General features: G+C 68.5%; 27 protein-coding genes. 8 read left to right on the forward strand and 19 right to left on the reverse strand.

Annotation, left to right across the window (positions count from 1 at the left end; all coding sequences use genetic code 11):
* Window positions 1-145: 145 nt before the first annotated feature.
* The 6 genes from infB to pip all read right to left on the reverse strand — a co-directional run bounded on the left by infB (window position 146) and on the right by pip (window position 7,201).
* Window positions 146-2,701 (reverse strand): translation initiation factor IF-2, encoded by a 2,556-nt coding sequence (infB, locus tag PRL19_RS06830; protein ID WP_273744332.1) that lies wholly within the window; start codon window positions 2,699-2,701, stop codon window positions 146-148.
* Window positions 2,702-2,709: 8 nt separating this feature from the next.
* Complete coding sequence (locus PRL19_RS06835; protein WP_045981736.1) at window positions 2,710-3,333, reverse strand: RNA-binding protein; 624 nt, start codon at window positions 3,331-3,333, stop codon at window positions 2,710-2,712.
* A 22-nt stretch (window positions 3,334-3,355) separates the two neighbouring features.
* Window positions 3,356-4,981 (reverse strand): transcription termination factor NusA, encoded by a 1,626-nt coding sequence (nusA, locus tag PRL19_RS06840; RefSeq protein WP_045981735.1) that lies wholly within the window; start codon window positions 4,979-4,981, stop codon window positions 3,356-3,358.
* Window positions 4,982-4,984: 3 nt separating this feature from the next.
* Window positions 4,985-5,617 (reverse strand): ribosome maturation factor RimP, encoded by a 633-nt coding sequence (gene rimP, locus PRL19_RS06845; protein ID WP_045999958.1) that lies wholly within the window; start codon window positions 5,615-5,617, stop codon window positions 4,985-4,987.
* Between the two features lie 130 nt (window positions 5,618-5,747).
* The gene (tspO, locus tag PRL19_RS06850) at window positions 5,748-6,212 is read right to left on the reverse strand and encodes a tryptophan-rich sensory protein TspO (RefSeq protein WP_337960273.1); all 465 of its coding nucleotides are present in this window, start codon (window positions 6,210-6,212) and stop codon (window positions 5,748-5,750) included.
* Window positions 6,209-7,201, reverse strand: a complete 993-nt coding sequence (pip, locus tag PRL19_RS06855; RefSeq protein WP_273744333.1) for a prolyl aminopeptidase — start codon at window positions 7,199-7,201, stop codon at window positions 6,209-6,211. The genes tspO and pip overlap by 4 nt, the downstream gene beginning before the upstream one ends.
* 51 nt (window positions 7,202-7,252) lie before the next feature.
* Here pip and ubiG point away from each other — a divergent pair, with 51 nt between their 5' ends.
* Window positions 7,253-7,993 carry a bifunctional 2-polyprenyl-6-hydroxyphenol methylase/3-demethylubiquinol 3-O-methyltransferase UbiG gene (ubiG, locus tag PRL19_RS06860; protein ID WP_273744334.1) on the forward strand — a complete coding sequence of 247 codons (741 nt, stop codon included), beginning with the start codon at window positions 7,253-7,255 and terminating at the stop codon, window positions 7,991-7,993.
* Between the two features lie 4 nt (window positions 7,994-7,997).
* Here the strand turns inward: ubiG and PRL19_RS06865 are convergent, their stop codons facing one another.
* The 4 genes from PRL19_RS06865 to PRL19_RS06880 are packed head-to-tail and all read right to left on the reverse strand — an operon-like array spanning window position 7,998 to window position 10,360.
* On the reverse strand, window positions 7,998-8,486 hold the full coding sequence (locus tag PRL19_RS06865; RefSeq protein WP_273744335.1) for a MarR family winged helix-turn-helix transcriptional regulator: 489 nt from the start codon (window positions 8,484-8,486) through the stop codon (window positions 7,998-8,000).
* Window positions 8,461-9,330, reverse strand: coding sequence for a carbon-nitrogen hydrolase family protein (locus tag PRL19_RS06870; protein ID WP_273744474.1), 870 nt, complete (start codon window positions 9,328-9,330; stop codon window positions 8,461-8,463). The genes PRL19_RS06865 and PRL19_RS06870 overlap by 26 nt, the downstream gene beginning before the upstream one ends.
* Before the next feature lie 8 nt (window positions 9,331-9,338).
* Window positions 9,339-9,596, reverse strand: coding sequence for a glutaredoxin 3 (gene grxC / locus PRL19_RS06875; RefSeq protein ID WP_045981364.1), 258 nt, complete (start codon window positions 9,594-9,596; stop codon window positions 9,339-9,341).
* 29 nt (window positions 9,597-9,625) lie between these two features.
* Window positions 9,626-10,360: a ComF family protein gene (locus PRL19_RS06880; RefSeq protein WP_273744336.1), complete on the reverse strand. Its 735-nt coding sequence runs from the start codon at window positions 10,358-10,360 to the stop codon at window positions 9,626-9,628.
* Between the two features lie 31 nt (window positions 10,361-10,391).
* On the opposite strand from PRL19_RS06880, the gene PRL19_RS06885 reads away from it, so the two are divergent.
* The 3 genes from PRL19_RS06885 (at window position 10,392) to dalA (ending at window position 12,858) form a co-directional block, all read left to right on the forward strand.
* Window positions 10,392-11,216: a class I SAM-dependent methyltransferase gene (locus PRL19_RS06885; protein ID WP_273744337.1), complete on the forward strand. Its 825-nt coding sequence runs from the start codon at window positions 10,392-10,394 to the stop codon at window positions 11,214-11,216.
* Entirely contained in the window at window positions 11,213-12,253 is a 1,041-nt protein-coding gene (gene hemH, locus PRL19_RS06890) for a ferrochelatase (protein ID WP_273744338.1), read from the forward strand. Before PRL19_RS06885 ends, hemH begins: the two co-directional genes overlap by 4 nt.
* 89 nt (window positions 12,254-12,342) lie before the next feature.
* A complete protein-coding gene (gene dalA / locus PRL19_RS06895) occupies window positions 12,343-12,858 on the forward strand; it encodes a divisome-associated lipoprotein DalA (protein WP_273744339.1) in 516 nt (171 codons plus the stop codon).
* Window positions 12,859-12,900: 42 nt separating this feature from the next.
* On the opposite strand, the gene PRL19_RS06900 is transcribed toward dalA, so the two are convergent.
* The 6 genes from PRL19_RS06900 to hslO form a co-directional block, all read right to left on the reverse strand.
* Window positions 12,901-13,422 carry a L,D-transpeptidase family protein gene (locus PRL19_RS06900; protein WP_045981359.1) on the reverse strand — a complete coding sequence of 174 codons (522 nt, stop codon included), beginning with the start codon at window positions 13,420-13,422 and terminating at the stop codon, window positions 12,901-12,903.
* A 64-nt stretch (window positions 13,423-13,486) separates the two neighbouring features.
* The gene (locus tag PRL19_RS06905; RefSeq protein ID WP_273744340.1) at window positions 13,487-14,710 is read right to left on the reverse strand and encodes a class I SAM-dependent RNA methyltransferase; all 1,224 of its coding nucleotides are present in this window, start codon (window positions 14,708-14,710) and stop codon (window positions 13,487-13,489) included.
* The gene (locus PRL19_RS06910; protein WP_273744341.1) at window positions 14,707-16,551 is read right to left on the reverse strand and encodes an ABC transporter ATP-binding protein; all 1,845 of its coding nucleotides are present in this window, start codon (window positions 16,549-16,551) and stop codon (window positions 14,707-14,709) included. The genes PRL19_RS06905 and PRL19_RS06910 overlap by 4 nt, the downstream gene beginning before the upstream one ends.
* Window positions 16,548-17,693, reverse strand: a complete 1,146-nt coding sequence (locus PRL19_RS06915) for a CCA tRNA nucleotidyltransferase (RefSeq protein WP_252928439.1) — start codon at window positions 17,691-17,693, stop codon at window positions 16,548-16,550. Before PRL19_RS06915 ends, PRL19_RS06910 begins: the two co-directional genes overlap by 4 nt.
* The gene (locus PRL19_RS06920) at window positions 17,690-18,274 is read right to left on the reverse strand and encodes an NUDIX hydrolase (RefSeq protein WP_273744342.1); all 585 of its coding nucleotides are present in this window, start codon (window positions 18,272-18,274) and stop codon (window positions 17,690-17,692) included. The genes PRL19_RS06915 and PRL19_RS06920 overlap by 4 nt, the downstream gene beginning before the upstream one ends.
* Window positions 18,271-19,299: an Hsp33 family molecular chaperone HslO gene (hslO, locus tag PRL19_RS06925; RefSeq protein WP_045983336.1), complete on the reverse strand. Its 1,029-nt coding sequence runs from the start codon at window positions 19,297-19,299 to the stop codon at window positions 18,271-18,273. The genes PRL19_RS06920 and hslO overlap by 4 nt, the downstream gene beginning before the upstream one ends.
* 153 nt (window positions 19,300-19,452) lie before the next feature.
* On the opposite strand from hslO, the gene PRL19_RS06930 reads away from it, so the two are divergent.
* Window positions 19,453-19,896 (forward strand): NUDIX hydrolase, encoded by a 444-nt coding sequence (locus PRL19_RS06930; protein ID WP_273744343.1) that lies wholly within the window; start codon window positions 19,453-19,455, stop codon window positions 19,894-19,896.
* Here the strand turns inward: PRL19_RS06930 and PRL19_RS06935 are convergent.
* Window positions 19,893-21,179: a PP2C family protein-serine/threonine phosphatase gene (locus PRL19_RS06935; protein ID WP_273744344.1), complete on the reverse strand. Its 1,287-nt coding sequence runs from the start codon at window positions 21,177-21,179 to the stop codon at window positions 19,893-19,895. The two genes, PRL19_RS06930 and PRL19_RS06935, sit on opposite strands and share 4 nt — an antisense overlap.
* Window positions 21,180-21,301: 122 nt before the next feature.
* Between PRL19_RS06935 and PRL19_RS06940 the strand changes: the two genes are divergently transcribed.
* On the forward strand, window positions 21,302-21,661 hold the full coding sequence (locus PRL19_RS06940) for a hypothetical protein (RefSeq protein ID WP_045999971.1): 360 nt from the start codon (window positions 21,302-21,304) through the stop codon (window positions 21,659-21,661).
* On the opposite strand, the gene ilvA is transcribed toward PRL19_RS06940, so the two are convergent.
* Together ilvA and PRL19_RS06950 are read right to left on the reverse strand one after the other, a co-directional pair.
* The gene (gene ilvA / locus PRL19_RS06945; RefSeq protein ID WP_045983339.1) at window positions 21,662-22,903 is read right to left on the reverse strand and encodes a threonine ammonia-lyase IlvA; all 1,242 of its coding nucleotides are present in this window, start codon (window positions 22,901-22,903) and stop codon (window positions 21,662-21,664) included.
* 38 nt (window positions 22,904-22,941) lie between these two features.
* Entirely contained in the window at window positions 22,942-23,670 is a 729-nt protein-coding gene (locus PRL19_RS06950; protein WP_273744345.1) for a hypothetical protein, read from the reverse strand.
* A gap of 105 nt (window positions 23,671-23,775) precedes the next feature.
* Here PRL19_RS06950 and PRL19_RS06955 point away from each other — a divergent pair, with 105 nt between their 5' ends.
* Both PRL19_RS06955 and mog read left to right on the forward strand, forming a co-directional pair.
* Window positions 23,776-25,005: an argininosuccinate synthase gene (locus tag PRL19_RS06955; RefSeq protein WP_148911464.1), complete on the forward strand. Its 1,230-nt coding sequence runs from the start codon at window positions 23,776-23,778 to the stop codon at window positions 25,003-25,005.
* Complete coding sequence (mog, locus tag PRL19_RS06960; RefSeq protein ID WP_273744346.1) at window positions 25,002-25,538, forward strand: molybdopterin adenylyltransferase; 537 nt, start codon at window positions 25,002-25,004, stop codon at window positions 25,536-25,538. The genes PRL19_RS06955 and mog overlap by 4 nt, the downstream gene beginning before the upstream one ends.
* Window positions 25,539-25,555 lie beyond the last annotated feature (17 nt).

A 25,555-nucleotide genomic window follows, 5' to 3' on the forward strand; every position in this document is an offset into this window, starting at 1 on the left:
GGAGCGTAGCGCCAAGGGAACCGCATGAACACCAAGGGGGTGATCCGAAAGGGTCACCCCCTTTTCCGTTCCATCCTGCCGGACCCTGGAACGCAAAAAGCCGGGCGATCGTATCGCCCGGCTTTCGCATGTCGCAGACGGTCGCTTACAGCGAGCGTTCGACCTCTTCGCGTTCAAAGATCTCAATGACATCGCCAGGGCGGATGTCGTCATAGTTCTCGAAGGCCATGCCGCATTCCTGACCGGACTGCACTTCCTTGACCTCGTCCTTGAAGCGCTTGAGCGTCTTCAGCGTGCCTTCGTGGATCACCACGTTGTCGCGCAGCAGGCGCACGCCGGCCGAACGACGGGCTACGCCCTCGGTCACCAGACAGCCGGCGACGTTGCCGACGCCCGTGACGCGGAACACTTCCTTGATGGTCGCGTAACCGATGAAATTCTCGCGAATCTCGTTGGACAGCATGCCCGAAGCGGCGGCCTTGATGTCGTCCAGCAGGTTGTAGATGATCGAGTAGTAGCGGATCTCGACACCCTTCTGGTTCGCGGCGTTGCGAGCCGGAGCGTTGGCCCGGACGTTGAAGCCGATGACCGGAGCACCCGACGCCTCGGCCAGGCCGATGTCGGATTCGGTGATCGCACCCACGCCGTAATGCAGCACGCGGACGCGGACCTCGTCGTTGCCGACCTTTTCCAGGGCCTGCACGATGGCCTCGGCCGAACCCTGCACGTCGGCCTTGAGGACGACCGCCAGTTCGGACACGTTCACGTCCGCCTTGGCCTTGGCCATCATCTGCTCCAGCGTGGTCGCGGCACCGGCTGCGGCGCGCTTGTCCTTGGTCTGCTGGGCGCGGAACTCGGCGATCTCGCGGGCCTGGGCCTCGGTCTCGACCACGTTCAGCACGTCTCCGGCCTCGGGCGTGCCATTCAGGCCTAGAACCTCGACCGGGACGGACGGGCCGGCTTCCTCGACGCGGTCGCCCTTGTCGTTGATCAGGGCGCGGACCTTGCCCCACTGCTCGCCCACGACGAAGATGTCGCCGCGGCGCAGGGTGCCGTGCTGCACCAGGACGGTGGCCACGGGGCCGCGTCCGACATCCAGCTGCGCCTCGATGACCGCGCCCTGTGCGGCACGGTTCGGGTTGGCGCGCAGCTCCAGCAGTTCGGCCTGAAGCGCGATGGCCTCCAGCAGGTTGTCTAGGCCCAGGCCGGTCTTGGCCGAGACCTCGACATCCTGCACGTCGCCCGACATGGCCTCGACGACCACCTCGTGCTGCAGCAGGTCCGTGCGGACCTTCTGCGGGTCGGCCTCGTGCTTGTCGATCTTGTTGATCGCCACGATCATCGGCACGTTGGCGGCCTTGGCGTGGTTGATGGCCTCGACGGTCTGGGGCATCACGGCATCATCCGCCGCGACCACCAGCACCACGATATCCGTGACGTTCGCGCCACGGGCACGCATCGACGTGAAGGCCGCGTGGCCCGGCGTGTCCAGGAAGGACAGGACGGCGCCACTGTCGGTCGTCACCTGATAGGCGCCGATATGCTGCGTGATGCCGCCGGCTTCGCCCGAAACGACGGAGGCCTTGCGGATCGCGTCCAGCAGCGAGGTCTTGCCGTGGTCGACATGACCCATGATCGTGATGATCGGCGGGCGAGGCTGCATGTCCTCGTCACGATCGACCGTCGGGGCGATGACCTGCTCTACATCGCTGTCGCTGACGCGCAGGACCTTGTGGCCGAATTCCTCGATCACCAGCTCGGCTGTATCGGCGTCGATGGGCTGGTTGGCGGTGACCATCATGCCCATCTTCATCAGCGCCTTGACCACGTCGGCGGCGCGTTCGGTCATGCGGTTGGCCAGCTCCTGGACCACGATGGTCTCGGGCAGGCGCACTTCGCGGAACTGCTTTTCGGGACGGGCGGACTGGCCCATCGCCTTCTGGCGGGTGCGTTCCTGCTTGCGCTTCATCGCGGCCATGCTGCGCTGGCGGCCACCTTCGCCGTTCAACGCCTGGTTCAGCGACAGCTTGCCGCCGCGACGGTTGTCGTCGGTGGTCTTGGCCTTGGCGGTCTTGTCGCGGTCCGTGCGCTCGACGCGGTCGGTCTTGCGGGCCACGCCGGTCATGACGCCCTTGGTCTCGGCGCGCGAGGCGGCAGCCTCGATCGCGGCCTGATCGGGGGCGGCGGGCTTGGTCGCACCGGCCGAAGGCTTGGGACGCTCCTGGCGCGGCTCGGCCTTGCGGCGGGCCTCGTCGGCAGCGTCCTGCGTGGCCTGGGCCTCGGCCAGGGCCTTGGCCTTGAGGGCCTCCTCGCGCTCGCGCTCCTCGCGGGCCTTGGCCTCGATCTCGGCGCGGCGGCGCTCGCGCTCCTCCTCGCGGGCCTTCTCGTCGGCCAGGCGCTTGGCGGCGTCATCGGCCTCGCGTGCCTTGGCGGCGGCAAGGGCCTTCAGGCGGCGTTCCATCTCGGCATCAGAGATGCCTGCGGGGCGCTTGGAGCTGTCGCCGGCCACGCGGGCGGTCAGCGGGTTCTTTTCTTTCTGCGCATCCGTCATCGGCGCGGCTGCCTTGGGCACCACGACGCGCTTGCGCTTGGTTTCGACGACGACGCTTTTGGTGCGACCGTGGCTGAAGCTTTGCTTGACTGCGCCGGGGCGATTACCGCCACCAAGGCCCAAGGGGGTTTTTCCGTCTTTGTCGCTCATCTGCGTCTTCATTCCTTCCCGACAGCCGTATTGCCGTCGTCATGCCCGCGCAGACCCGTTAGTCTGCCGGCTTCCAAGATCACCTTGTCCGTCAGGCCACCCTTCGCAAGCGCGCCGTGTATGACATGACTGCGCCCAAAGGACAAACCCAATTCTGATGCGGTCAGGCAGCCGAACCAGCGTCCGCCGGTGGGCGTCCACAGCTTGCCCTTGCCGCGGTCCGACCCGTCGCTGGCCTGAAGCAGCACCTTGGCGCGACCTTCGGCCAGCCAGCCCTTGACCTTTTCGAACCCCGCCACCGCGCGGCCCGATTTCCGCGTCAGCGACACCAGTTCGACCAGCCGGCGGGCGATGCCCGCCTCGACCAGATCGGCCAGGTCGGGGGCCGCCTGAACCGGAGCCTTGGCGGCACGAGAGAACAATCCCTTGGTCACCGCCTTGTTCAGGGCCGCCTTGTCGGCGGCGACCCAGATGCCGCGACCGGGCAGCTTTTCCGCCAGGTCGGGCACGACCTGCCCGTCGGGGCCGATCACGAAACGGATCAGGCCCCGCTTGGGTTGCACCTCGCCGGTGGCGATGCACCGGCGTTCCGGGTCGTCGTCCCGGTCCTTGTCATGTCCACCACGGCTCAATCTGTGCTCCGATCCGGGGCGATCAGGCCCCGGCCTCCTCGTTGTCGTCATCGTCCTGCAGGTCGTCTTCCGCATCCGTGTCGTCCAGCTCGGTCGGATCGACCCAGCCCAGCATCACGCGCGCGGTCATGACCATGGTCTGCGCATCTTCCAGCGTTACGCCATAGGGTTCCAGCAGGCCTTCGTCCTTGACGCGGGCGCCGTTGACGGTGGTCCAGCCACCGGCCAGCTCCCAGTCGGCGCAGGTCGCGAAATCTTCCAGCGTCTTGACGTCGTCCTTGGCCAGCGCCTCTACCATCTGGGGTGTCAGACCCTCGAATTCAATGAGGCTGTCCTCGGCGCCCAGGGCACGCGCGGCGTCCAGGGCGGCCTTGTTCTTGGCCTCCAGCACGTCGCGGGCGCGGGCCTGCAGCTCGGCTGCGGTGCCTTCGTCGACCCCGTCGATCGTCAGCAGCTCGTCCTGGTCGACATAGGCGACCTCCTCCAGGTTGGTGAACCCTTCGGCCACCAGCAGCTGGGCGAAGAACTCGTCCAGGTCCAGCTGCTCCATGAACAGCGCGGTGCGGGTGTTGAACTCTGCCTGACGACGCTTGGATTCCTCCTCGTCGGTCAGGATGTCGATGTCCAGGCCGGTCAGCTGGCTGGCCAGGCGCACGTTCTGGCCGCGACGGCCGATGGCCAGCGACAGCTGCTCGTCGGGGACGACGACCTCGATCTTGTTGGCCTCCTCGTCGAAGACGACCTTGCTGACCTCGGCGGGCTGCAGGGCGTTGACCAGGAAGGTCGCCTGGTCCTCGTTCCACGGGATGATGTCGATCTTTTCGCCCTGCAGTTCGCCGACGACGGCCTGCACGCGGCTGCCGCGCATGCCGACGCAGGCGCCGACCGGGTCGATGCTGCCGTCATGGCTGATCACGGCGATCTTGGCGCGCGAACCGGGGTCGCGGGCCACGGCCTTGATCTCGATCACACCGTCGTAGATCTCGGGGACTTCCATCTTGAACAGTTCGGCCATGAACTGCGGGTCGGTGCGCGACAGGAAGATCTGCGGCCCGCGCGTCTCGCGGCGCACGTCCTTGATATAGGCGCGGATGCGGTCGTTCGGACGATAGCTTTCGCGGCCGATCTTCTCGTTGCGGCGCAGGATCGCCTCTCCGCGGCCGACGTCGACGATGATGTTGCCGTATTCCTCGCGCTTGACGACACCGTTGATGATGCTGCCGGCGCGGTCCTTGAATTCCTCGTACTGGCGGTCGCGCTCGGCCTCGCGGACGCGCTGCAGGATCACCTGCTTGGCGGATTGCGCGGCGATGCGGCCCAGTTCGACCGGGGGGACCTGGTCGATGATCTCGTCGCCGATCTGGGGGTTGTCCAGATAGGGCTTAGCCTGCTCGACCGTCAGTTCGGCCTGATAGTTCTCGACGGCATCGTCGGCCACGACCGTGCGCACGCGCGTGAAGGTCGCGTTGCCGGTGCGGCGGTCGATCTTGACGCGGATGTCCATCTCCGCGCCGTAGCGGGACTTGGCGGCGCGGGCCAGGCTGTCTTCCATCGCTTCGATGACCAGCTCGGGCTCGATCATCTTCTCGCGGGCGACGGCTTCGGCCGTCTGCAGCAGTTCAAGCTGGTTGGCAGAGGTGATGGCCATCACTCACTCCTTGGGTTGCACGGCGGTCGCGCCGTCATCATCGGTTTCGATCTCGTCGAAGGCGGTCTCGTCCAGGTTGTCGATCTCGACCCCGGCTTCCTTCTTCTGACGCAGCATTTCCTTGATCAGCTCGTCCGTCAGGACCAGCTTGGCATCCGACAGCAGGTCGAAATCCAGCCCGATCGTGTGGGTCTGGCCCTTGTCCTCGATGTTGATCAGCACCTCGGTGCCCTCGACGCCCGCCAGGACGCCCTTGAACTTCTTGCGCCCGTCGATCGCCTGGTTCAGGTCCAGCCGCGCCTCATAGCCCTCGAAGGTCCCAAAGTCCTTCAGGCGGGTCAGGGGACGGTCGATGCCGGGGCTGGACACCTCGAGGTGATAGTTGTCCTCGATCGGGTCCTCGACATCCAGCGTGGCGCTGACCGCGGTCGAGATCTGGGCGCAGTCGTCCACGTTGATGCCGCCCTCGGGGCGGTCGGCCATGATCTGCAGCGTGGCGGTCTTGCCGCCCTGCAGGCGGACGCGCACCAGCTCGTATCCCAGATCCTCGATCACCGGGGTGATGATCTCGGCCAGGCGGCGGTCGATCGCGGTCTTGGCGATCAGGTCGTTCGTGACGGGCAGATCGTCGGACATCAGATCCTCTTGGACAGGAAAAAGGGGCCGTCAGCGGGCCCCATGCGGAAGTTCCGGTGGGCAGGGTTTGGACGCCTGCACCGCTGTTGATCGGTCCTATAGCCAAAGGCGGGCCCGAATGCAAGCGATCTTAAGCGGCGGGCCCCGGCACGGCAGGGTTGTCGCGCCAGATGCGCCAGTTCAGCCCCGATGCGACGCCCAGCCATGCCAGATAGGGCAACAGCATCGCCCCCGCGATCCGGTCCAGCGACCAGAAGGTCACCGTCATGGCCGCGACCGTCACCAGCAAAGTGGCGATGATCGCCATGCCCAGGGCCATCCGCCGCGCCCCGAAGAAGACCGGCGTCCACGGCGTGTTCAGTGCGATCTGCGCCGCCCACAGGGCCAGCGCGGCCCCCGCGCCGGGCAGGCCCGCCACCCGCGTCGCGGCCGCGGCCGACAGCAGGTAGATGATCGTCCAGGCCACGGGAAAGGCCCATTTCGGCGGGGTGAAGCCGGGCTTGCGCAGCCCGTCATACCACGCGCCGGGCTTGAAGATGACGCCGGTCGCGGCGGCGGCGACGCTGGCCAGCAGGAAGATCGGCAACAGGATCAACGGGGCGCCCTCCGGCTGCGGTCCTCGTCGCGGATGCCGTCCATGACGGCGGCCAGCTCTGCGGTAATGCGGGGTTCGGAGAGGGCGTGGCCCGACGCCGGGACCAGACGCAGTTCGGCCCGGTCCCACCCCTGGGCCAGCCGGTGCGCGCTGACGGGCGGGCAGACCATGTCATAGCGGCCCTGGACGATGATCGCGGGCAGGTGCTCGATCCGCCCGCGGTCGCGCAACAGCTGCCCCTCGCTCAGGAAGCAGCCGTTGCTGAAATAGTGATTCTCCAGCCGGGCAAAGGCGCGGGCGTAATCGGCGGGGGCATGGCCCGCGGCCTGCGACTGCAGCCCCGCCAGCGCGTTTTCCCACATCAGCCAGGGTTGCGCGAATCGCGCCTGACGGCCCAGGTCGTCGTCGAACAGCCGCCGGTGATAGGCGCCGATCATGTCCTGGCGTTCGGATGGGGGGATCGGCTCCTGAAAGCGCTCCCACAGGTCGGGAAAGAACCGCGCGGCGCCCCCGCCATAGAACCAGTCCAGTTCGGACCGCATCCCCAGGAACACCCCGCGCAGCACCAGCCCGGTGACATGGTCCGGATGCGCCTGCGCATAGGCCAGGGCCAGCGTCGCACCCCAGCTGCCGCCGAACAGCAGCCAGCGGTCGATGCCAAGGCGTGCGCGGATCAGGGCGATGTCGTCGATCAGATGCGCGGTGGTGTTGGCCCGCACCGACGCGGTGGGCCGCGACCGCCCGCAGCCGCGCTGATCGAACAGCACCACGCGGTAATGCGCCGGGTCGAAAAAGCGCCGCATATAGGGGCTGCACCCGCCGCCTGGCCCGCCATGCAGCACCAGAACGGGCCGGCCCTGCGGGTTGCCGCATTCCTCGGCGTACAGGATGTGGCCGTCGCCCACGTCGATCTCGTGGCGGGCAAAGGGTTCGACCGCCGGGTGAAGGCGGCCATGTGACGCGGAGATTTGTCCTGCCAATCGGTCCATCCTGCCACTATAAGCACAGACAACGCCGCCCGCCAGAAGGACCGCCCCCCAATGACCACGCCCAGCAGCATCGACCAGGCCGAGATCGCGAAATTCGAGGCGATGGCCGCCGAATGGTGGGATCCCAACGGCAAGTTCCGCCCCCTGCACCTGATGAATCCGCTGCGGCTGGACTATATCCGCGACCAGATCGCGGCCGAATACGGGCGCGACCGGCGCAGCCTGCGGCCCTTCGCGGGGCTGCGGGTGCTGGACATCGGCTGCGGCGGCGGGCTGGCCAGCGAACCGATGGCGCGCTTGGGCGCGGATGTGGTGGGCGCGGATGCGACCCAGGTGAACATCGCCGTGGCCCAGACCCATGCCGATCAGCAGGGGCTGGCGATCGATTACCGCGCCACCACGGCCGAGGCGCTGGTCGCGGCGGGCGAACGCTTTGACGCGGTCCTGGCGCTGGAGATCGTCGAACATGTCGCCGACCCCGCGGCCTTCGTCGCGACCTGCCACGACCTGCTGCGCCCCGGCGGGCTGCTGATCCTGTCGACACTGAACCGCACCGCGCGCAGCTTCGGCGCGGCGATCATCGGGGCGGAATGGATCATGCGCTGGCTGCCGCGCGGCACGCATGACTGGGCGCGCTTCATCACCCCGGACGAATTGGCCGCCCATGCACAGGCGGCGGGGCTGATGGTCGCGGACCGCAAGGGGATGGTGTTCAACCCGATCACCTTCGGCTGGTCGATGTCGGATCGCGACCTGGCGGTGAACTATATCATGACGGCGCGTCGGGCCTGAGGCCTCAGGGCTTGGGCGGGTCGGCCTCCAGCCGCAGGCGCAGCTCGCGCAGGACGGGCAGGGCGCCGCGCACCCGTTCCGCGCCGATGTCGCGCACCACGCCCGCGATCAGCGGCATGAAGCCCGCGATGGCCTGATCGCGCGCCGCCCGGCCCGCCGTGCTGATCGACACGAACTTGCGCCGTGCATCGTCCCAATCGGGGCGGATGTGGACATGGCCCGCCCATTCCAGCCGCGCCAGCGTGTTGGTCATCGCGCCCCGCGTGATGTGGAACGCCGCCGCCAGCTGGGCGGGGGTGCGTTCCTCGTTCACGTGGGCCAGAAGGTTCAGCACCGAAAAGTGCGAAATCTGCATCCCCTTGGGCAGCGCCTTGCCGATCAGGTTGCGCGACAGCTGGTCGGCGATCAGCACCTCGGCGAACAGGCTTGCGGCCAGCCGGTCGGTGGACCGGGCCTCGGCGGCTTTGTCAGGGTTGGGCGCAGGTGTCGTCATGGCCTTCCGGGGCCGCAAAGGGCCTGTCGTGATACAGCGAGGGAATGCGAGACCGTGCCTCATCCACCGCCGAAAGGTCAAGGGATACAATGGTGATGCCGGGATCGTCCCCGCCATCGGCCAGCACCCGGCCCCAGGGGTCGACGACCAGCGAATGGCCGTGGCTGCGCCGGGCGGGGCGGTCCTGGCTGTGGGGCGCGGGGTGGGTGCCGCATTGCGCGGGCGCCAGCACAAAGCACCCTGTCTCGATCGCGCGGGCGCGCAGCAGGGTCTCCCAATGTGCGGCCCCCGTGACCGGGTTGAAGGCCGACGGCACGGTCAGGATGCGCGCGCCCGCCTGCGCCAGCGACCGGTACAGGTGCGGAAAGCGCAGGTCATAGCAGACCGTCATGCCCAGCACCGTCCCGGCCGCGGGGGCCGTGACCGCCCGGTCGCCGGGGCGATAGGCGGCGCTTTCGCGATAGGATTCGGTGTCGCTGATGGTCACGTCGAACATGTGCAGCTTGTCATAGCGCGCTGCGACCGTCCCGTCGGGGGCGATCAGCAGGCTGCGGTTCGCGAACCGCCCGTCCGCGTCGCCGCTGGCCAGCGCCAGCGATCCGACCAGCAGCCAGATGTCCAGCGCCCGCGCCTCGGCCCGCAGGGCGGCCAGGGTCGCGTCCTGATCCTCGGGGCGCAGCAGGGTGGCCTGACGCGCGCGGTCGGGGGACAGCAGGTTCGTCGCCTCGGGCGTCAGGACCAGCCGCACGCCCCGGCCCGCGGCCTTGCGGATCAGGGCGATCGTGGGGCCAAGATTCGCGGCCGGGTCGTCGCCGACCGTCAGCTGGATCAGCCCGACGGTCAGCGCGCCCATCAGGCGGCGCCCTTGAGCAGCGGGTCCAGCTTGCCCGACCGCTCCAGCGCATAGAGGTCGTCGCAGCCGCCGACATGCGTGGTGCCCACGAAGATCTGCGGCACGCTGCGCTTGCCCGCGCGTTTCGTCATCTTGTCGCGAAGCGCCGGGTCGGCGCCGACGTCGATTTCCGTATAGGACGCGCCCTTCTGGTCCAGAAGCTGCTTGGCGCGGATGCAGAAGGGGCAGGTGCGGGTGGTATAGATCTCGATGCTCATGGCGGTCCTTTTTGGTGGCTGCCCCCTATCTAGTGATCCTTGACCGCGCGTGCCAGCACCGCCACCGAAACCGGTCCCGATCCCGCCGCCAGCAGCGCCAGTGCCGCCGCGTGGATCGTGGCCCCCGACGCCATCACGTCGTCGATCAGCATCACCGGCCGCCCCGCCACGCCTGCCGCGCGACGCGGATGCACGGCCAGGGCGTCCTGCTGGTTGGCATAGCGGTCGGCGACGCCGCGATGGTCCTGCGCCTGCGTGTGGCGCACCCGCACCAGCAGGTCGGCCTGGTGATCCAGCCCCAGGGTGCGCGCCACCCGGCCCGACACCTGCGCGGATTGGTTGTACTTGCGTTTTGCCAGGCGGCGCAGGTGCAGGGGCACCGGGGCCACGATCATGCCGGGCATCGCCAATGGTGCCGCCGCCCGCGCCAGCCACGCGGCCATGGGTGGGGCCAGGTCCAGTCGGTCGCCATGCTTCAGCGCCAGGATCAGCCTGCGCGCGGTGCCGCCATAGACCATCGCCGCGCGCCCACGCGTCCAGGGCCGCACCGTGCCCAAGCAGTCGTCGCAGACCAGCACCGTGTCCACGCCCGACCCGTCATCGGACAGCGGCGCCCCGCAGCAATCGCAGCAGGCGCCGGTGATGAAGGCAGCCTCGGGCCAGCAGTCGGCGCACAGATGCACGGCGCCCGCGCCCCCGTCGGCCACCCCCGCGCCGCAGGACAGGCATTGGGGCGGATAGAACAACCGCAGCGCGGCTTTCATCGCCCCCGAAAGCACCTTATGTTCCCGTCCCATGAGTGACCCCAGACCCGCCCTGACCGACCGCATCGCCCTGACCCGCCAGCGCCGCCGCGCCCAACGGGACGGCATGGTCGACCTGTTCCACCAGATCGCCGCGGACGAGATCCACGATAGGCTGGCCGAGGTTAACAGAACCTTTACGGCCCCCGCCCTGGTGACCGGTTTTCCCGACATCTGGGGCCCGCACTTTCCTGGTGCGCGGGTGGTGGCGGACGACCCGGTGCTGGACCTGGACCCCGGCGCGCATGACCTGGTGATCCACGCTCTGTCGCTGCATTGGGCGGACGATCCGGTCGGGCAGATGGTGCAGTGCCGCCGCGCCCTGCGCGAGGACGGGCTGTTCATCGGCGTCCTGTTCGGCGGCCAGACCCTGTCCGAACCCCGCGCCGCCCTGGCCCAGGCCGAGGCCGAGATCACCGGCGGCCTGTCGCCCCGAATCCTGCCGATGGGAGAGATCCGCGACCTGGGCGGCCTGCTGGCCCGCGCGGGGCTGGCGCTGCCGGTGGCCGACCTGCTCCCGCAACGCGCCAGCTACCGCGACCTGTTCCACCTGGGCCGCGACCTGCGTGCGATGGGCGAGGGCAACGCGATGGCCGCGCGCCTGCGCCGGCCCACGCCGCGCGCCGTGCTGGCCCGCGCCGCCGATCTGCTGGCCGCCCACAGTCCCGACCGCGACGATCCGTCCCGTGTCGCCGTCACCTTCGATCTGGTCTTTCTGACGGGCTGGGCGCCCTCGGACAGCCAGCCAAAGCCCCTGCGCCCCGGATCGGCCACCACCTCGCTGGCCGATGCGCTGACAAAACTCAGGAAGTCATGATGAGACCCACCCACGCGCCTGCCGACCATCCCGCGGTCAAGCCCGCCAAGACCGGCATCCTGATCGCCAATCTGGGCACGCCGGACGGCTATGACTACTGGTCGATGCGCCGCTATCTGAACGAGTTCCTGTCCGACCGCCGCGTCGTCGACGTGAACCGCCTGATCTGGCAGCCGCTGCTGCAGGGGGTGATCCTGACCAAGCGGCCTTTCAGTTCCGGCAAGAACTACAAGCTGATCTGGAACCACGAGGCGAACGAAAGCCCGCTGCTGACCATCACCAAGGCCCAGACCCGCGCGCTGGCGCAGATGGCGCATGACGAATGGGGCGATCAGGTGATGGTCGATTTTTGCATGCGCTATGGCAATCCATCGACCGGGGACGTGGTGCGGCGGATGGTCGATGCGGGCTGTCGGCGGATCGTGTTCCTGCCGCTTTATCCGCAATATGCGGGGCCGACCTCGGCCACGGCCAACGACCAGCTGTTCCGCGTCCTGATGAAGGAGACGTTGCAGCCCGCCGTGCGCACGGTCGAGCCCTATGTGAACCGCCCCGACTACATCAAGGCGCTGGCCGACAGCGTGCGCCGCGCGCTGGACGGCAAGGTGCCCAAGAAGCTGGTCGCCAGCTATCACGGCATGCCCAAGCGCTATCTGATGCAGGGCGATCCCTACCACTGCCAGTGCCAGAAGACGTCGCGCCTGCTGCGCGAGGAGCTGGGCTGGCCAGAGGGGATCATCGACACGACCTTCCAGTCGGTCTTCGGCCGCGAGGAGTGGTTGAAGCCCTATACGGTGGAGCATGTGGCCGAACTGGCCAAGCAGGGCCATACCGACATCGCAGTGATCTCTCCGGCGTTCTCGTCGGACTGCATCGAGACGCTGGAGGAGATCAACGGCGAGATCAAGGAAGCCTTCGAGGAGGCCGGGGGGCACGAATTCCAGTACATCCCCTGCCTGAACGACGACCCCGCCCATATCCGCGTCATGCTGGAGGTGGTGCGCGAGAACATCGGCGGCTGGGTGCAGCCGCGCTGAGCGTCGGCGCGTTCACGCCAAGTTGGGTTTGATCCGGTGCAAGGCATTGGATAGGACTAGGCCATGTGCGCGAGGAGAGTGGCCGGAACATGAAGAAAATCAACGCGCTTGCGATTCTGGGCCTGATCGTGCTGGGCGCGTGCGGCCCGCGCAACCTGGCGCCTGCGCCGATGGCCCTGCCCATGGACCCGGCCGCGGCGGCGGCCCCGGTTGTCGACGGCAACGCGGCCATCGCGGGGCGCGTGCTGCAGCAGATCAACACGCTGCGCGGCAATATCGGCCTGTCCCCGCTGCAGCCCAGCCCCGCGCTGGAGGCGGCGTCGCTGGTCCATTCGCGCGACATGTCGGCCCAGAACCGGGCCTGGCACTGGGGGTCGGACGGATCGTCGCCCCTTGACCGGGCGCAGCGTCAGGGGTTCGGCGGAGAGCTCATTGGCGAGAACATCTCGGAGACCTACGAGAACGAGATCGAGACGCTGGCCGCATGGATGTCCACGCGCGACACCCGCGACGTGATCATGGACCCGACCGCGACGCAGCTGGGCTTTGCCTGGTTCAAGGAGCCGTCGGGCAAGGTCTGGTGGACGCTGCTGACCGGACGCTAGGCATCGGGCGGCCCCCATGCGGGGCCGCATCGGTCGCGGGGGTCAGGGATAGATGACGACCGGCGTGCCGGGCATCAGCATCGCATAGATTTCCTGGATTTCCTCGTCGGTGACGGCGATGCAGCCGGCCGTCCAGTCGCGCTGGCGGGGGAACAGGTTGTTGCCCTGAGGGCCGCGGCCGTGGATGAAGATGTCGCCGCCCGGATCCATGCCGTACTGCTCGGCGAAGGCGCGGTCGTTGGGGTTCGGATACGAGATGCCCACCGACAGGTGGAACGCGCTGCGCGGGTTGAAGCGGTCGATGTAATAGACGCCTTCGGGGGTCTTTCCGTCGCCCGAGAACTGCTTGTGTCCCACCGGCTGGTTGCCCAGGCTGATGTCATAGGACCGGACCGGCGTGCTGCCGCTGAACAGGTGCATGCGACGCTGGCCCTTGTTCACCTGCACCTGGGTGATCGGCGGCCCGGAATAGCGCTGGAACTTGCTGGGTTGCTGCGGCTTTCCACAGGCAGCCAGCAGGGCCAGCATCGAAATCGTGAACGTCCGACGGGTGGTTCTGATCATCACTGCCTCTGAAGCGTTTTTGATTTTTTATGGGCCCGGAATATCACGGATACACCATGCCTGCCTAGCGGTGCGTTAACGCCGCCACCAGTTCGACATGCGGGGAAAACCGGAACTGGTCGACCACCCACAGTCGATCGATGCCATAGCCGGCATCGGCCAGAATCCGCGCATCCTTGGCGAAACTGACCGGGTCGCAGGACACGGCCGCCACCACCGGGACGCGAGCAGCGGCGATCTGACGCATCTGCGCCTCGGCCCCGGCGCGGGGCGGGTCGATCACGATCGCGTCAAAACGGCCCAGTTCATCGGGCATCAGCGGCCTGCGGGCCAGATCGCGGACCTCGGTCGTGACACGGTTCAGGCCGGACGTGGCCCGCCACGCCGAATCAAGGGCGGACAAGGGTGCGGCCAGCCCCTCGACCGCATGGACTGCGGCTTGTTCCGCCAAAGGCAGCGTGAAGGTCCCGCAGCCCGCGAAAAGATCGGCGATCTTCGACGCGCCCGCCACGGTGTCGCGCACCGCAGCCAGCAGTGCGGCCTCGCTCTGGGCGGTGGCCTGCAGGAAGGCACCGGGCGGGGGGACGACATGCGCGCGCCCCATCGGCAGGGCGGGCGCGCGGCGGGTAACAGCCTGGCCATCCCAGTCCAGCCGCGCCAGATCGCCCTCGTCCGCGAGGGCGGCCAGGGCCTGGAACAGCGCAGGGTCCATCGGCTTGCCGCCACGCACGGCGACGTCCAGCCCGGCCGGACCATGGATGACGACCAGCGACAGTTCGGCCGCGCGCGATGCCCCGGCGATGACGATGCGGCGCAGCAGCGGCAGCGCGGCCAGGATCTGCGGGCGCAGCACGTGGCATTCGGTCAGATCGACGATCACGTCGGATGCGCGGCCATGAAACCCCACGGTCGCACCCTTCTTCGTGCGCCGCCCCGACAGCACGGCCCTGCGGCGGCTGTTAGGCGCCGACACGTGGACCTGCGGCAAGGGCGCCGCGATCCCCTGGGCCGCCAGCGCGGTCAGCACGACCTGGGTCTTCCAGGCGGTGGTGAAGGTCTCGGTCGCGTGCATCAGCGAACAGCCCCCGCAGGCGCGGTAATGGCCGCAGACGGGGCGGATGCGGTCCGGGGACGGGGTGACGATGCGCGGGGCGGCGATGCGGCCGTCCAGGGCCTCGCCCTCGACGACCTCTCCGGGCAGGACCAGGGGGGCCAGCGCGCGGGCGTCGCCCGACAGGGCCACGCCGTCGCCCTTGCGGCCAAGCCGCTCGATCGTCCATTGGGTCATTGGGCAGCCTCTTCGGTGCCCAGGAAACCGCCCGACTGGCGGTTCCAGTAGCGGGCATAGCGGCCGTCGCGGGCCAGCAGGTCGTCATGACCGCCCTGTTCGACGATGCGCCCGTCCTCGATGACCAGGATGCGGTCCAGTTCGGCGATGGTGGACAGTCGGTGCGCGATGGCCAGCACGGTCTTGCCGCGCATGGCGCGGGTCAGGGCATCCTGGACCTGGGCCTCGACCTCGCTGTCCAGCGCACTGGTCGCCTCGTCCAGGACCAGGATCGGCGCGTCCTTGAGGAAGGCGCGGGCCAGGGCGATGCGCTGGCGCTGGCCGCCCGACAGCTTGACGCCGCGTTCGCCCAGATAGGCGTTATACCCGGTGCGGCCCGCGTAATCCTCCAGCGTCAGGATGAAGTCGTGTGCCTCGGCGGCCTTGGCGGCGGCCACGACCTCGTCCTGCGTCGCGTCGGGGCGACCGTACAGGATGTTGTCGCGGGCGGATCGGTTGAACATGGCGGTGTCCTGGGTGACCATCGCCACCTGGCGGCGCAGGCTTTCCTGGGTCACATCGCGCAGGTCGTGGCCGTCGATGCGGATGGTGCCCCGTTCGACATCGTAGAGCCGCAGCAGCAGGCCGACCAGCGTGGTCTTGCCAGCGCCGGACGCGCCGACGATGCCGATCTTCTCTCCGGCCGGGATGGTCAGGGTCAGGTCGCGGATGCCGCCCGCGTCGCGGCCATAGGCGAATTCGACATGGTCGAACTCGATCCGGCCCTGCACGCGCGACAGGATCCGGGCGCCGGGGCGGTCGGTCAGGGCATGGGGCGGGGACAGGGTCTTCATCCCGTCCTCGACCTCTCCGATGCTGCCCCACATGCCCATCAGGGCCATGCTGACCCACCCGGTCATCTGCGACAGGCGCATGGCGATGGCACCGCTGGCGGCGACATCGCCCACGGTCGCGGTGCCCTCGCGCCACAGCAGGATCGCGCCGCCGACCAAAATCACCGGCAGGATCCCCGCCACGACCATCAGCGACAGCCGGAACCAGGTCGAGACGACGCCGAAATCCAGCGCGCGTTCGCGGAACCCGGCCATCGCGCCCAAGGCGGCCTGATCCTCGTGGTCGGCATGGGCGAACAGCTTGACCGTCTTGATGTTGGTGATGGTGTCGACGACCTGTCCGGTGACATTGGCCCGCGCCGATGCGCGCGCGCCCGATTTCGCACGGATGCGCGGCAGGAAGAACCGGATCAGCGCGAAATAGGCCGCCAGCCAGACCAGCAGCGCCACCGCGCCCCAGCCATCGACGGCCAGCAGGAAGGCCGCCGATCCCAGCACGGATGCCAAGGCGAATGCCACCACGTTCACCATCTCGGATGCGACATCGGTCACCGCGCGCGCGGTCTGCATCTGCTTTTGCGCCAGCCGCCCGGCAAAGTCGTTGTCGAAGAAGGTGACCGCATGTCCCATCGTCCAGCGATGCAGGCGCGACAGCACCAGCGGCAGGATGTTCGGCCCGATGATCACGTTCGAGCTGGCCGTGGACAGGCCATAGATCGCCGGGCGCACCACCAGGAAGAACCCCGCGAACAGCGCGACCAGGCCCCAGTTCTGGTCCCAGAAGACGCCGGGCGCGCTGGTCGTGACCGCATCGACGACCATTCCCAGCAGCAGCGCCGAGACGACATCCGCCACCCCGCCCAGGGCGGAGGCGATGGCGGCAAAGCCCAGCCCCGGCCAGGCGCCCGACAGGCACCAGCGAAAGAAGGCCATCAGCGTGGCGGGCGGCGCGCCCTCGGCCGGGCGAAAGGCGTCGACCATGCGGCCGAAGCGGGTGTGCAGGCTCATTCGTCGTCCTTCCCGGCCAAGCGGGCCGCGTCGATCAGGGCAGGGGCGGGCAGGGTGAAGGCCGACGCGATCCACGCCTCCTCTGCGGCCTTCAGGGCCCGTCCCAAGGCAGGCCCCTGCAGCGGGGCCAGGTCGGCTGCGGCCACGGGCAGGGGGGACCGGGTCGCCCGCGCGATGCGGGCCTGCCAGTCGGGGGGCAGCGGGTGGCCGTCGGCGGCCATCAGGGCGGCATGGTCGGTCGCGGCATCCGCGCCCAGGTGCCATGCTGCGCGGTCCAGCGACCAGCCGCGTGCCCGGTCAAGCGCCGCCAGCGCGCGCTGATCGGCGCGCGACAGGCGCAGGTCGGGTTGGACCGGACCAAGCGCCGCCAGACGGCGCAGCCAGCCGCCGGGTGCGGGTTCCGCGTCCAGCAGCGCCTGCAGGCGCGCGGCATCGGCACCGGGCAGCAACTGATGCAGCACCCCCGTCCGGTCCATCAGCGCGACCGCCGGGCCGGGGTCGGGCGCGTCCAGCAGTTTCTTCAGTTCCGCCCCGATGCGTTCGCGGGCGATGCGCGACAGGCCGTCGCGATGCGCGCCGCAGGCGGCAACGGCGGCCGGGTCGGCATCCTGCCCGTAGCGGGCCAGAAAGCGGAAGAAGCGCAGGATGCGCAGGTAATCCTCGGTGATCCGCGCGTGGGCGTCGCCGACAAAGCGCAGGCGACGCGCGGCCAGATCGGGCAGGCCGCCCATCGGATCGATCACCACCCCGTCGCGGCCCGCGTAAAGCGCGTTGATGGTGAAATCGCGCCGCGCCGCGTCCTGGGCCAGGTCGGTCGAGAACGCGACCACGGCATGGCGACCGTCGGTGTCGACGTCCCGGCGAAAGGTCGTGACCTCGAACCCGCGCCCGCCGGCGATCAGCGTCACGGTGCCGTGGTCGATGCCCGTGGGCACCGCGCGCAGGCCCGCAGCCTGTGCCAGCCGGGTCACCCGGTCGGGCAGGGCGTCGGTCGCGATGTCGATGTCGTCGATGGGTTGGTCCAACAGCGCGTTGCGCACCGCGCCGCCCACCAGATAGGCGTGATCGCCTTCTGCCTGCAGCGCGTCCAGCACCCGGATCAGGGCGGCATCCTCCAGCACATGCGCGGGCAACCGGGTCATAGGCGCCGCGCCAGTCCCAGCAGGATGCGCGCGGTCGCGCCCCACAGGTAATAGGGCCCGAACGGCGCCGCGTGATAGCTGCGCCAGCCGCCGCGCCAGCGCCGGCGTTCGACGCGATACCGGGCGGGGTCGGCGACATGCGCAAAGGGCAGGTCGAACGCCTCCTGCACCTCTCCGGCCTCGGGGACGGGGGCGAAGGGGCCGTCGATCAAAGCCAGGACCGGGGTCACGGAAAAGCCTGTGACGGTGCGGTGCGGCGGCAGGCAGCCCAGCACGCGAACCTGGGCGGGGTCCAGACCGATCTCCTCGCGCGCCTCGCGCAGGGCGGCGGCGACGGCATCGGCGTCGCCCGGATCGACCTTGCCGCCGGGCAGGGCGATCTGGCCGGGGTGGTGGCGCAGCCCTGACGCGCGCTTGGTCAGGACCAGGCGCCCGTCATCGGCGCGAAACGCCGCCAGCACCCCCGCCGGGCGCAGGGGCGCGTCCGGCGGCGCGGCTTCGGGGTTCAGGTCATAGTCAGAGCTGGGGTCCGCCGCGCGACGCAGGGCGCCGCGCAGGCGGGATTCGGACCACTCCGTCACTCGGCCGCCTTGTCGCTGTCGCTGTCGGGCAGGGGGTTGCCGTCGGCATCCACCGTCGCCTCGAAGCCCAGGCTTTGCGGGTCGAAGACGTAATGCGCGCCGCAGAACTGGCAATCGGCGGTCACGGTCCCCTCCGGGGTGGTCATGTGCGCGATGTCCTTGGCCGAATAGATCGACAGCGTGCCCCGCACCCGGTCGGCGTCGCAGGAACAGCCGAACTCCACGCGGTGCGCGTCGAAGACCCGCGGCGTCTCCTCGTGGAACAGGCGCAGCAGCAGGTCGGTCGGGCCGACGGTGGGGCCGATCAGCTCCAGCGTCTCGACCGTGTCCAGCAGGATGTTGGCCCGGCTCCAATCCTCGGATTCCGCGCCCTGCAGGATGTCGGCCGCCTCGATCAGCCCGCCCTCGCCGCTGCCACCCTCGGTCGGCTGCGCCGGATTGCCGGGCAAAGTCTGCAGCATCATGCCGCCGGCGCGCCACTGCGCGTCCTGACCGGACAGGCGCGACTGACCCGATGCCAGCTGGAACCGCGTCGGCAGCTGTTCGGATTGCGCGAAATAGGTCTGCGCGCAGGCCGACAGCGACCCGCCCGTCAGCGGCGTGATGCCCTGATAGGGGGTGCTGCCCGGTCCCTGGTCGATCAGGATGGCGAAATAGCCCTCTCCGATCTGCTCGAAGGGGGCGCGGGCATCCAGGCGATCGGGGTCGAAGCTGGCCCAGGCCCGGATGCGGGCGGGCTTGCCCTCGCCCTCGGGGGCGAAGTAGTCGGCGGCCAGCGTGCGGATCGCGCCGTTGCCGCGCACCTGCAGGCTCAGCTTCCAGCGCAGCTTGACGGTCGGGCCGATCAGCGCGGTCAGCAGCGCGATCTCGGCGACCATGGCGCTGACGGCGGGCGGATAGTCGTGACGCGACAGGATATGGTCCAAGACGCCGTCCAGACGCACCACGCGGCCCCGGATGGAGCTGCGGTCAAGTTGAAAGGGCAGTACGGTGTCGTCCCAGGCGATCTGGTTGATCTTGCTCATGATTGATCCTTGAGGTGGTGTCGGCGCCGACATTGCGGGCCCGGTTGCGCCCAATATAAGGCATTTTCCGCCGATCCCAAGGGGGCCCGGGCACGCCGCTTTCCGCCACGCCCGGTCCGGGCTATCACGGGCGGGCAATCAGACAGGTGCCCCATGATCCCGCGTTTCGGACAACCGCCGCTGACCGGACCCCGCTATCGCCGCAGGCCCGGCGCCTATGCGATCCTGTGGCGCGACGGGCGCATCCTGATGACGCATCAGCAGGCGCCCGAACCTGAATTCCAGCTGCCCGGCGGCGGCATCGACCCCGGAGAGCACGCCCTGGCGGCCCTGCACCGCGAGGTGGCCGAGGAGACCGGCTGGACCATCGGCGCGCCGCGCTATCTGGGCAGCTATCGGCGGTTCTGCTTCATGCCCGATTACGACATGCACGCCGAAAAGCGCTGTCAGATCTGGGTGGCACGGCCGATCAGCCGCCTGTCGCCGCCGACCGAACCGGGACACAGTGCGCATTGGATGACGCCCGCACAGGCGATGGACGCGCTGGCCGATCCGGGGTCGCGTGCGGCGCTGTCGGGGTGGCTGGCGGGACGCTAGCCGTCGTCCAGGCGGATGACCTTGCCGGAGCCACGAAACTCGACCAGCACCGCGGACATGTCGTCCTGCCGTTCGCCGCGGCAATATTCCGACACCGACCAGGCCATCGATTCCAGGAAGGAATGGCCGTTCAGGAAGGCGTTGGTGCGCATCACCGCCTCCAACCCGTCATTGCCCAGCTGGCGGCCGTTGGGGGTCGTGGCCTCGGTGATGCCGTCGGATGCGATCAGCAGACGGTCGCCGGGACCAAGGGTGATGTCGATCTCGTCGAAAAGCGGGCTTTCGAAGACGCCGATCGGCATGCCGCCCGCGCCCAGATGCGTCACCGTGCCGTCGGCCCGTTGCAGCGCGGGGTGGGGGTGCCCCGCCTGGACCATGCGCAGGTGCCCTGTCATGTGGTTCAGCTCGGCATAGATCATGGTGAAGTAGGTGTCGGTGTTCATCTCCTCCAGCATCATCGTGTTGAAGAAATGTGCCAGCGCCGCCGGCCCCCCCGCATCCGCCCCGCCAAGCGCGCCGCGCAGCGCGATGTTCTGGTCGGACGACCCCGACAGGTGCACCGACAGCTGCGCCGTCAGCAGTGCCGCGGTCACGCCATGCCCTGATACGTCCAGCGCATAGAGGCCAAGCCTGTCGTCGCCGATGGGAAAGAACCCCACCAGGTCGCCGCCGATATGGCCCGCCGGGCGCAACAGCAGGCTGATCTCGATCTGGCCGAACCGCCCGGAGCGTTCGCGCACCAGCCCCTGCTGCAGCTTGCGCGCCTCGCGCAGGTCGCGTTCCATCGCGGCCTGGGTCTCGGACAGCTGCGACAGGGCCTGGCGCAGCTGGGTGTTGCTGGCGCGCAGCTCCTCCTCGATGCGCAGGATGCGCTCGCCGGCGGCAAGGCGCGCCAGCAGTTCCTGGGGTGCCACGGGCTTGGTCAGGAAATCGTCGGCGCCGGCCTGCAAGCCCTCGGTGATGGCATGGGCGTCAGCATTCGACGTCAGCAGCACGAAATAGCCATAGTTCGGGCGCGACAACTGGCGGAACGCGGCGCAGAACTGCAGGCCGGTCATCTCGGGCATCACCCAGTCCGACAGCACAAGGTCCGGGGCCAGCCTTTCGCACAGCTGCAGCGCCTCGGCCCCGTTGGCGGCCTCGATCACGTCATAGCCGCCGCGTTTCAGCAGCCGCGCCAGCAGCCGGCGTTGCGCGGCGCTGTCATCGACCAGCAGCACCAGCCGCTTCTGCTTGGGCGGTGCCGTGTCGGAGAGGGGAGAGGGGCGATTCGCGGCTGTCATGGGACCATGCATAGCGTGCCGGTCGTAAATTTCGAGTAAACCGCCCCGTTTCCCACGGTTAAACTTTTCGCAACGCGGCCGCGCTAGACAAGGGCATGTCAGCGATTCGAAGGGTTTGGGGAATGATCGATTGGAACCGCGTGATCGAGCTGCGCGACGAGCTTGGCCCCGAGGAGCTTTTGCCCATCATCGACATGATCCTGGTCGAGATCGAGGCGCATCTGTTCGCGCTGGACAGCCGTACCCTGCACCTGGCCGAGGACCTGCACCTGCTGCGCGGCCTGGCGCTGAACATCGGCTTCACCGAGTTCTGCGCCCAGTGCCTGCGCGCCGAACAGCAGCTGGCCCGCGGCGACCAGACCGCCCTGGCCCCTGCGGCGCTGCGCGCCAGCTTCGGCCATACAAAGCAGCTGTTCCTGCGCGACCTGCCGCATGTGATGGACGGCGACCAGGGCGGTCAGGCCGCCGCCCGCGCGTCGTGATCAGACCAGCAGTTCCGACAGGATGCCGTCGTTCGTGATGTCGCGATAGGCAAAGCCCGATCGGTCCAGCCGCGCCATCAGCGTGATCAGGTTGGCCGGGTCCGACGTCTCGATCCCGATCAGCACCGAACCGAAGTTGCGGGCGGATTTCTTGAGGTATTCGAACCGCGCGATGTCGTCGTTCGGTCCCAGCAGGTCCAGGAAATCGCGCAGCGCGCCGGGGCGCTGCGGCATGCGCAGCACGAAATACTTCTTCACCCCCTGGAACCGCTGGGCCCGCTCCTTGACCTCGGGCAGGCGCTCGAAGTCGAAATTGCCGCCCGAACAGACCGCGACGACGGTCTTGCCGGACAGGTCGCCCAGATCACCCAGCACGTCCAACGCCAGCGCGCCCGCGGGTTCCAGCACCACGCCTTCGGTGTTCAGCATCTCCAGCATGGTGCGGCAGATGCGGTCCTCGGGGGCCAGATAGACGTCGGCGGGGGTAAAGCGCTGCAGCGCCTCGAAGGGCAGGGCCCCGATGCGCGCGACCGCGGCTCCGTCGACGAAGCTGTCCACCGCCGGCAGGGCCACGGGCGCCCCCTCCTGCAGTGCGGCCTTGAGGCTGGCGCCGCCCAGGGGTTCGGCAAAGGCAAAGCGGGTGTCCGGCGCCTGGGTCGCCAGCAGCTTGGTGACGCCCGCTGACAGGCCGCCCCCGCCCACGGGCAGCACGACTAGGTCGGGCGCGCGGCCAAGCTGCGCCAGCATCTCCATGCCGACGGTGGCCTGCCCCTCGATCACGTCGGGGGCGTCGAAGGGCGACAGGAACTGCGCGCCCTGTTCGGCGCAGAAGGCCTGGGCCGCGGCCAGAGTCTGGTCGAAATAGTCGCCCTTCAGCACGATCTCGATCGCGTCTCCGCCGAACATGCGGGTCTTGTCGATCTTTTGTCCCGGCGTGGTGATCGGCATGAAGATCGTGCCGCGCGCGCCGAAATGGCGGCAGGCATAGGCAACGCCCTGGGCATGGTTCCCCGCGCTGGCGCAGACGAAATGCCCGGGCGCGCCGGGCGTGACCTGCTTGCGCATCGCGTTGAACGCCCCGCGCAGCTTGTAGCTGCGCACGGGGGTCAGGTCCTCGCGCTTGAGCCAGATGTCGGCGCCGTATTTCGCCGACAGATGGTCGTTGCGTTGCAGGGGCGTAGGCTCGAACAGGTCGCGAAGCGCGGCCTCGGCCAGACGGACGGCGGCGACAAAGTTTTCCATGCCCCGCCCATGCCGCGAAACGGGCCTGTTGGCAAGGGTCAGCGCAGCGCGCGACCCTCGACGAAATGCCCCCAGAGCGTGGTGATGATCGACAGCGACAGCAGGGTGCCCAGCCAGGCAGCCAGAAGCGTGGCCACCAGCCCCACCAGACCGGGGATCTGCGACGCAAGGTTCAGAATGGTCTGCAGGATCTGGCTGAACACGGCCAGAAGGAGCAGGGTGCCCAGGCAGGACTCCGTCCCCTTCCAGCCGGTCGTCAGCGGCTTTGCGGCGCCGATGGCCGCCCCGGCCAGCCCTGTTCCAAGGCGCAGGCCGATGATGGCCACCGCGATCCCGATGATCAGGCTGGCCAGCATCGTGACGTAGATGCTGCCGTTCAGCGCCGAGGTCAGCGCCACGATGAGGATCATGGGCATGAAGACGATCAGCATGATGACGAGGCTCATCCTGACCGCCGCCCAGAAATAGCGCGCCTCGGAACCTCCGATGCTGCGAAAGACCTGCGGGCGTTCCCCCAGGAGGACGTGACGATGCCAGGATGCAGCCAGGCTGACGAAGGCCAGCACGAAGGTCGCGACGATCGCCACTGCCACCACTGCGACAATGATCCCGGGCGGATCGCCGACCGCTAGGGCCTGGTGCGCGGCCATCCCGATGCCGATGCCGAGGACGGCCAGCAACAGCGGCAGAACCGACAGCGTCAGCGCCGCGCCAAGATTGCCGGTCAGCTGCAGAATGGAATGGCGGAGAAGGCGAAAGGCCAGCATCAAATCACTCGTTTGAAATCGCCCAGACCCTAATCGCCCCCGAACCCTTGTGACAACGCGCAAATCGCCGTATTCCCGCTGAAACTTCGACGAAGGGTTAACCGCATGTCCGACGCGCCGAAAAAAGTCGTCCTCGCCTATTCGGGGGGGCTTGATACCTCGATCATCCTGAAATGGCTGCAGACCGAATACGGCTGCGAGGTGGTGACCTTCACCGCCGATCTGGGCCAGGGCGAGGAGCTGGAGCCCGCGCGCGAAAAGGCGCTGATGCTGGGCATCGCGGCCGAGAACATCCACATCGTCGACGTGCGCGAGGAATTCGTGCGCGATTTCGTCTTCCCGATGTTCCGGGCCAATGCGCTGTACGAGGGGCTGTATCTGCTGGGCACGTCGATCGCGCGGCCGCTGATCTCGCAGCATCTGGTGCGGATCGCGCAGGAATCAGGCGCGGATGCGGTGGCGCATGGCGCGACGGGCAAGGGCAACGACCAGGTCCGGTTCGAGCTCAGCGCCTATGCGCTGGACCCGTCGATCAAGGTGATCGCGCCCTGGCGGGAATGGGACCTGACCAGCCGCACCAAGCTGATCGAGTTCGCCGAGAAGAACCAGATCCCCATCGCCAAGGACAAGCGCGGCGAGGCGCCCTTCAGCGTGGACGCGAACCTGCTGCACACCTCCAGCGAGGGCAAGGCGCTGGAGAACCCTGCCGAGGCCGCGCCCGACTATGTCTATCAGCGCACCGTGAACCCCGAGGACGCGCCCGATCAGCCCGAGTTCATCGAGGTGACCTTCGAGAAGGGCGATGCGGTGGCGATCAATGGCGAGGCCATGTCGCCCGCCACGATCCTGACCAAGCTGAACGAGCTGGGCGGCCGTCACGGTATTGGCCGTCTGGATTTCGTCGAGAACCGCTTCGTCGGCATGAAGTCGCGCGGCATCTACGAGACGCCGGGCGGCACGGTCCTGCTGGAGGCCCATCGGGGCATCGAGCAGATCACGCTCGACAGCGGCGCGGGCCACCTGAAGGATTCGATCATGCCGCGCTATGCCGAGCTGATCTATAACGGCTTCTGGTTCTCGCCCGAGCGCGAGATGCTGCAGGCCCTGATCGACAAGAGCCAGGAGCATGTCACCGGCACGGTGCGGCTGAAGCTCTACAAGGGTCTGGCGACCTGCGTGGGCCGCTGGTCGGATCATTCGCTCTACAGCGAGGCGCATGTGACCTTCGAGGACGACGCGGGCGCCTATGACCAGAAGGACGCGGCGGGCTTCATCCGCCTGAACGCGCTGCGCCTGAAGCTGATCGCGAACCGCAACGCCCGCGTGGCGAAATGACCGCCGGGGCCGCCCGCATCGCCATCGTGACCGTCAGCGACCGCGCGTCGCGAGGCGAGTACGAGGACAAGGGCGGCCCCGGCGCCGAGGCCTGGCTGCGGGGTGTCGTCACCTCGCCCATGACCATCGAACGCCACATCATCCCCGACGGCCGCGACAGCGTCGCCAGCACCCTGCGCGATCTGGCTGACGGGGGCGCGGACCTGATCCTGGTCACCGGCGGCACCGGCCCCGCACCGCGCGACCTGACGCCCGAGGCTGTGGCCGACGTGATGGACAAGGAACTGCCCGGCTTCGGAGAGGAGATGCGCCGCGCCTCCCTGCGTGAGGTACCGACCGCCATCCTGTCGCGCCAGACCGCGGCGATCCGCGGGCGCAGCCTGATCATCACCATCCCCGGCAAGCCTTCGGCCATCGCCACCTGCCTGGATGCGGTCTTTGCCGCTGTCCCCTACTGCTTGGACCTGATGGGTGCGGCGCGCATCGAGACCGATCCTGCACGGATCCAGGCCTTTCGTCCCAAATTGACCTGACCGCCCATAAGGGCCGG

The sequence above is a fragment of the Paracoccus marcusii genome, from assembly GCF_028621715.1.
In the GTDB taxonomy this organism is placed as follows: Bacteria; Pseudomonadota; Alphaproteobacteria; order Rhodobacterales; family Rhodobacteraceae; genus Paracoccus; species Paracoccus marcusii.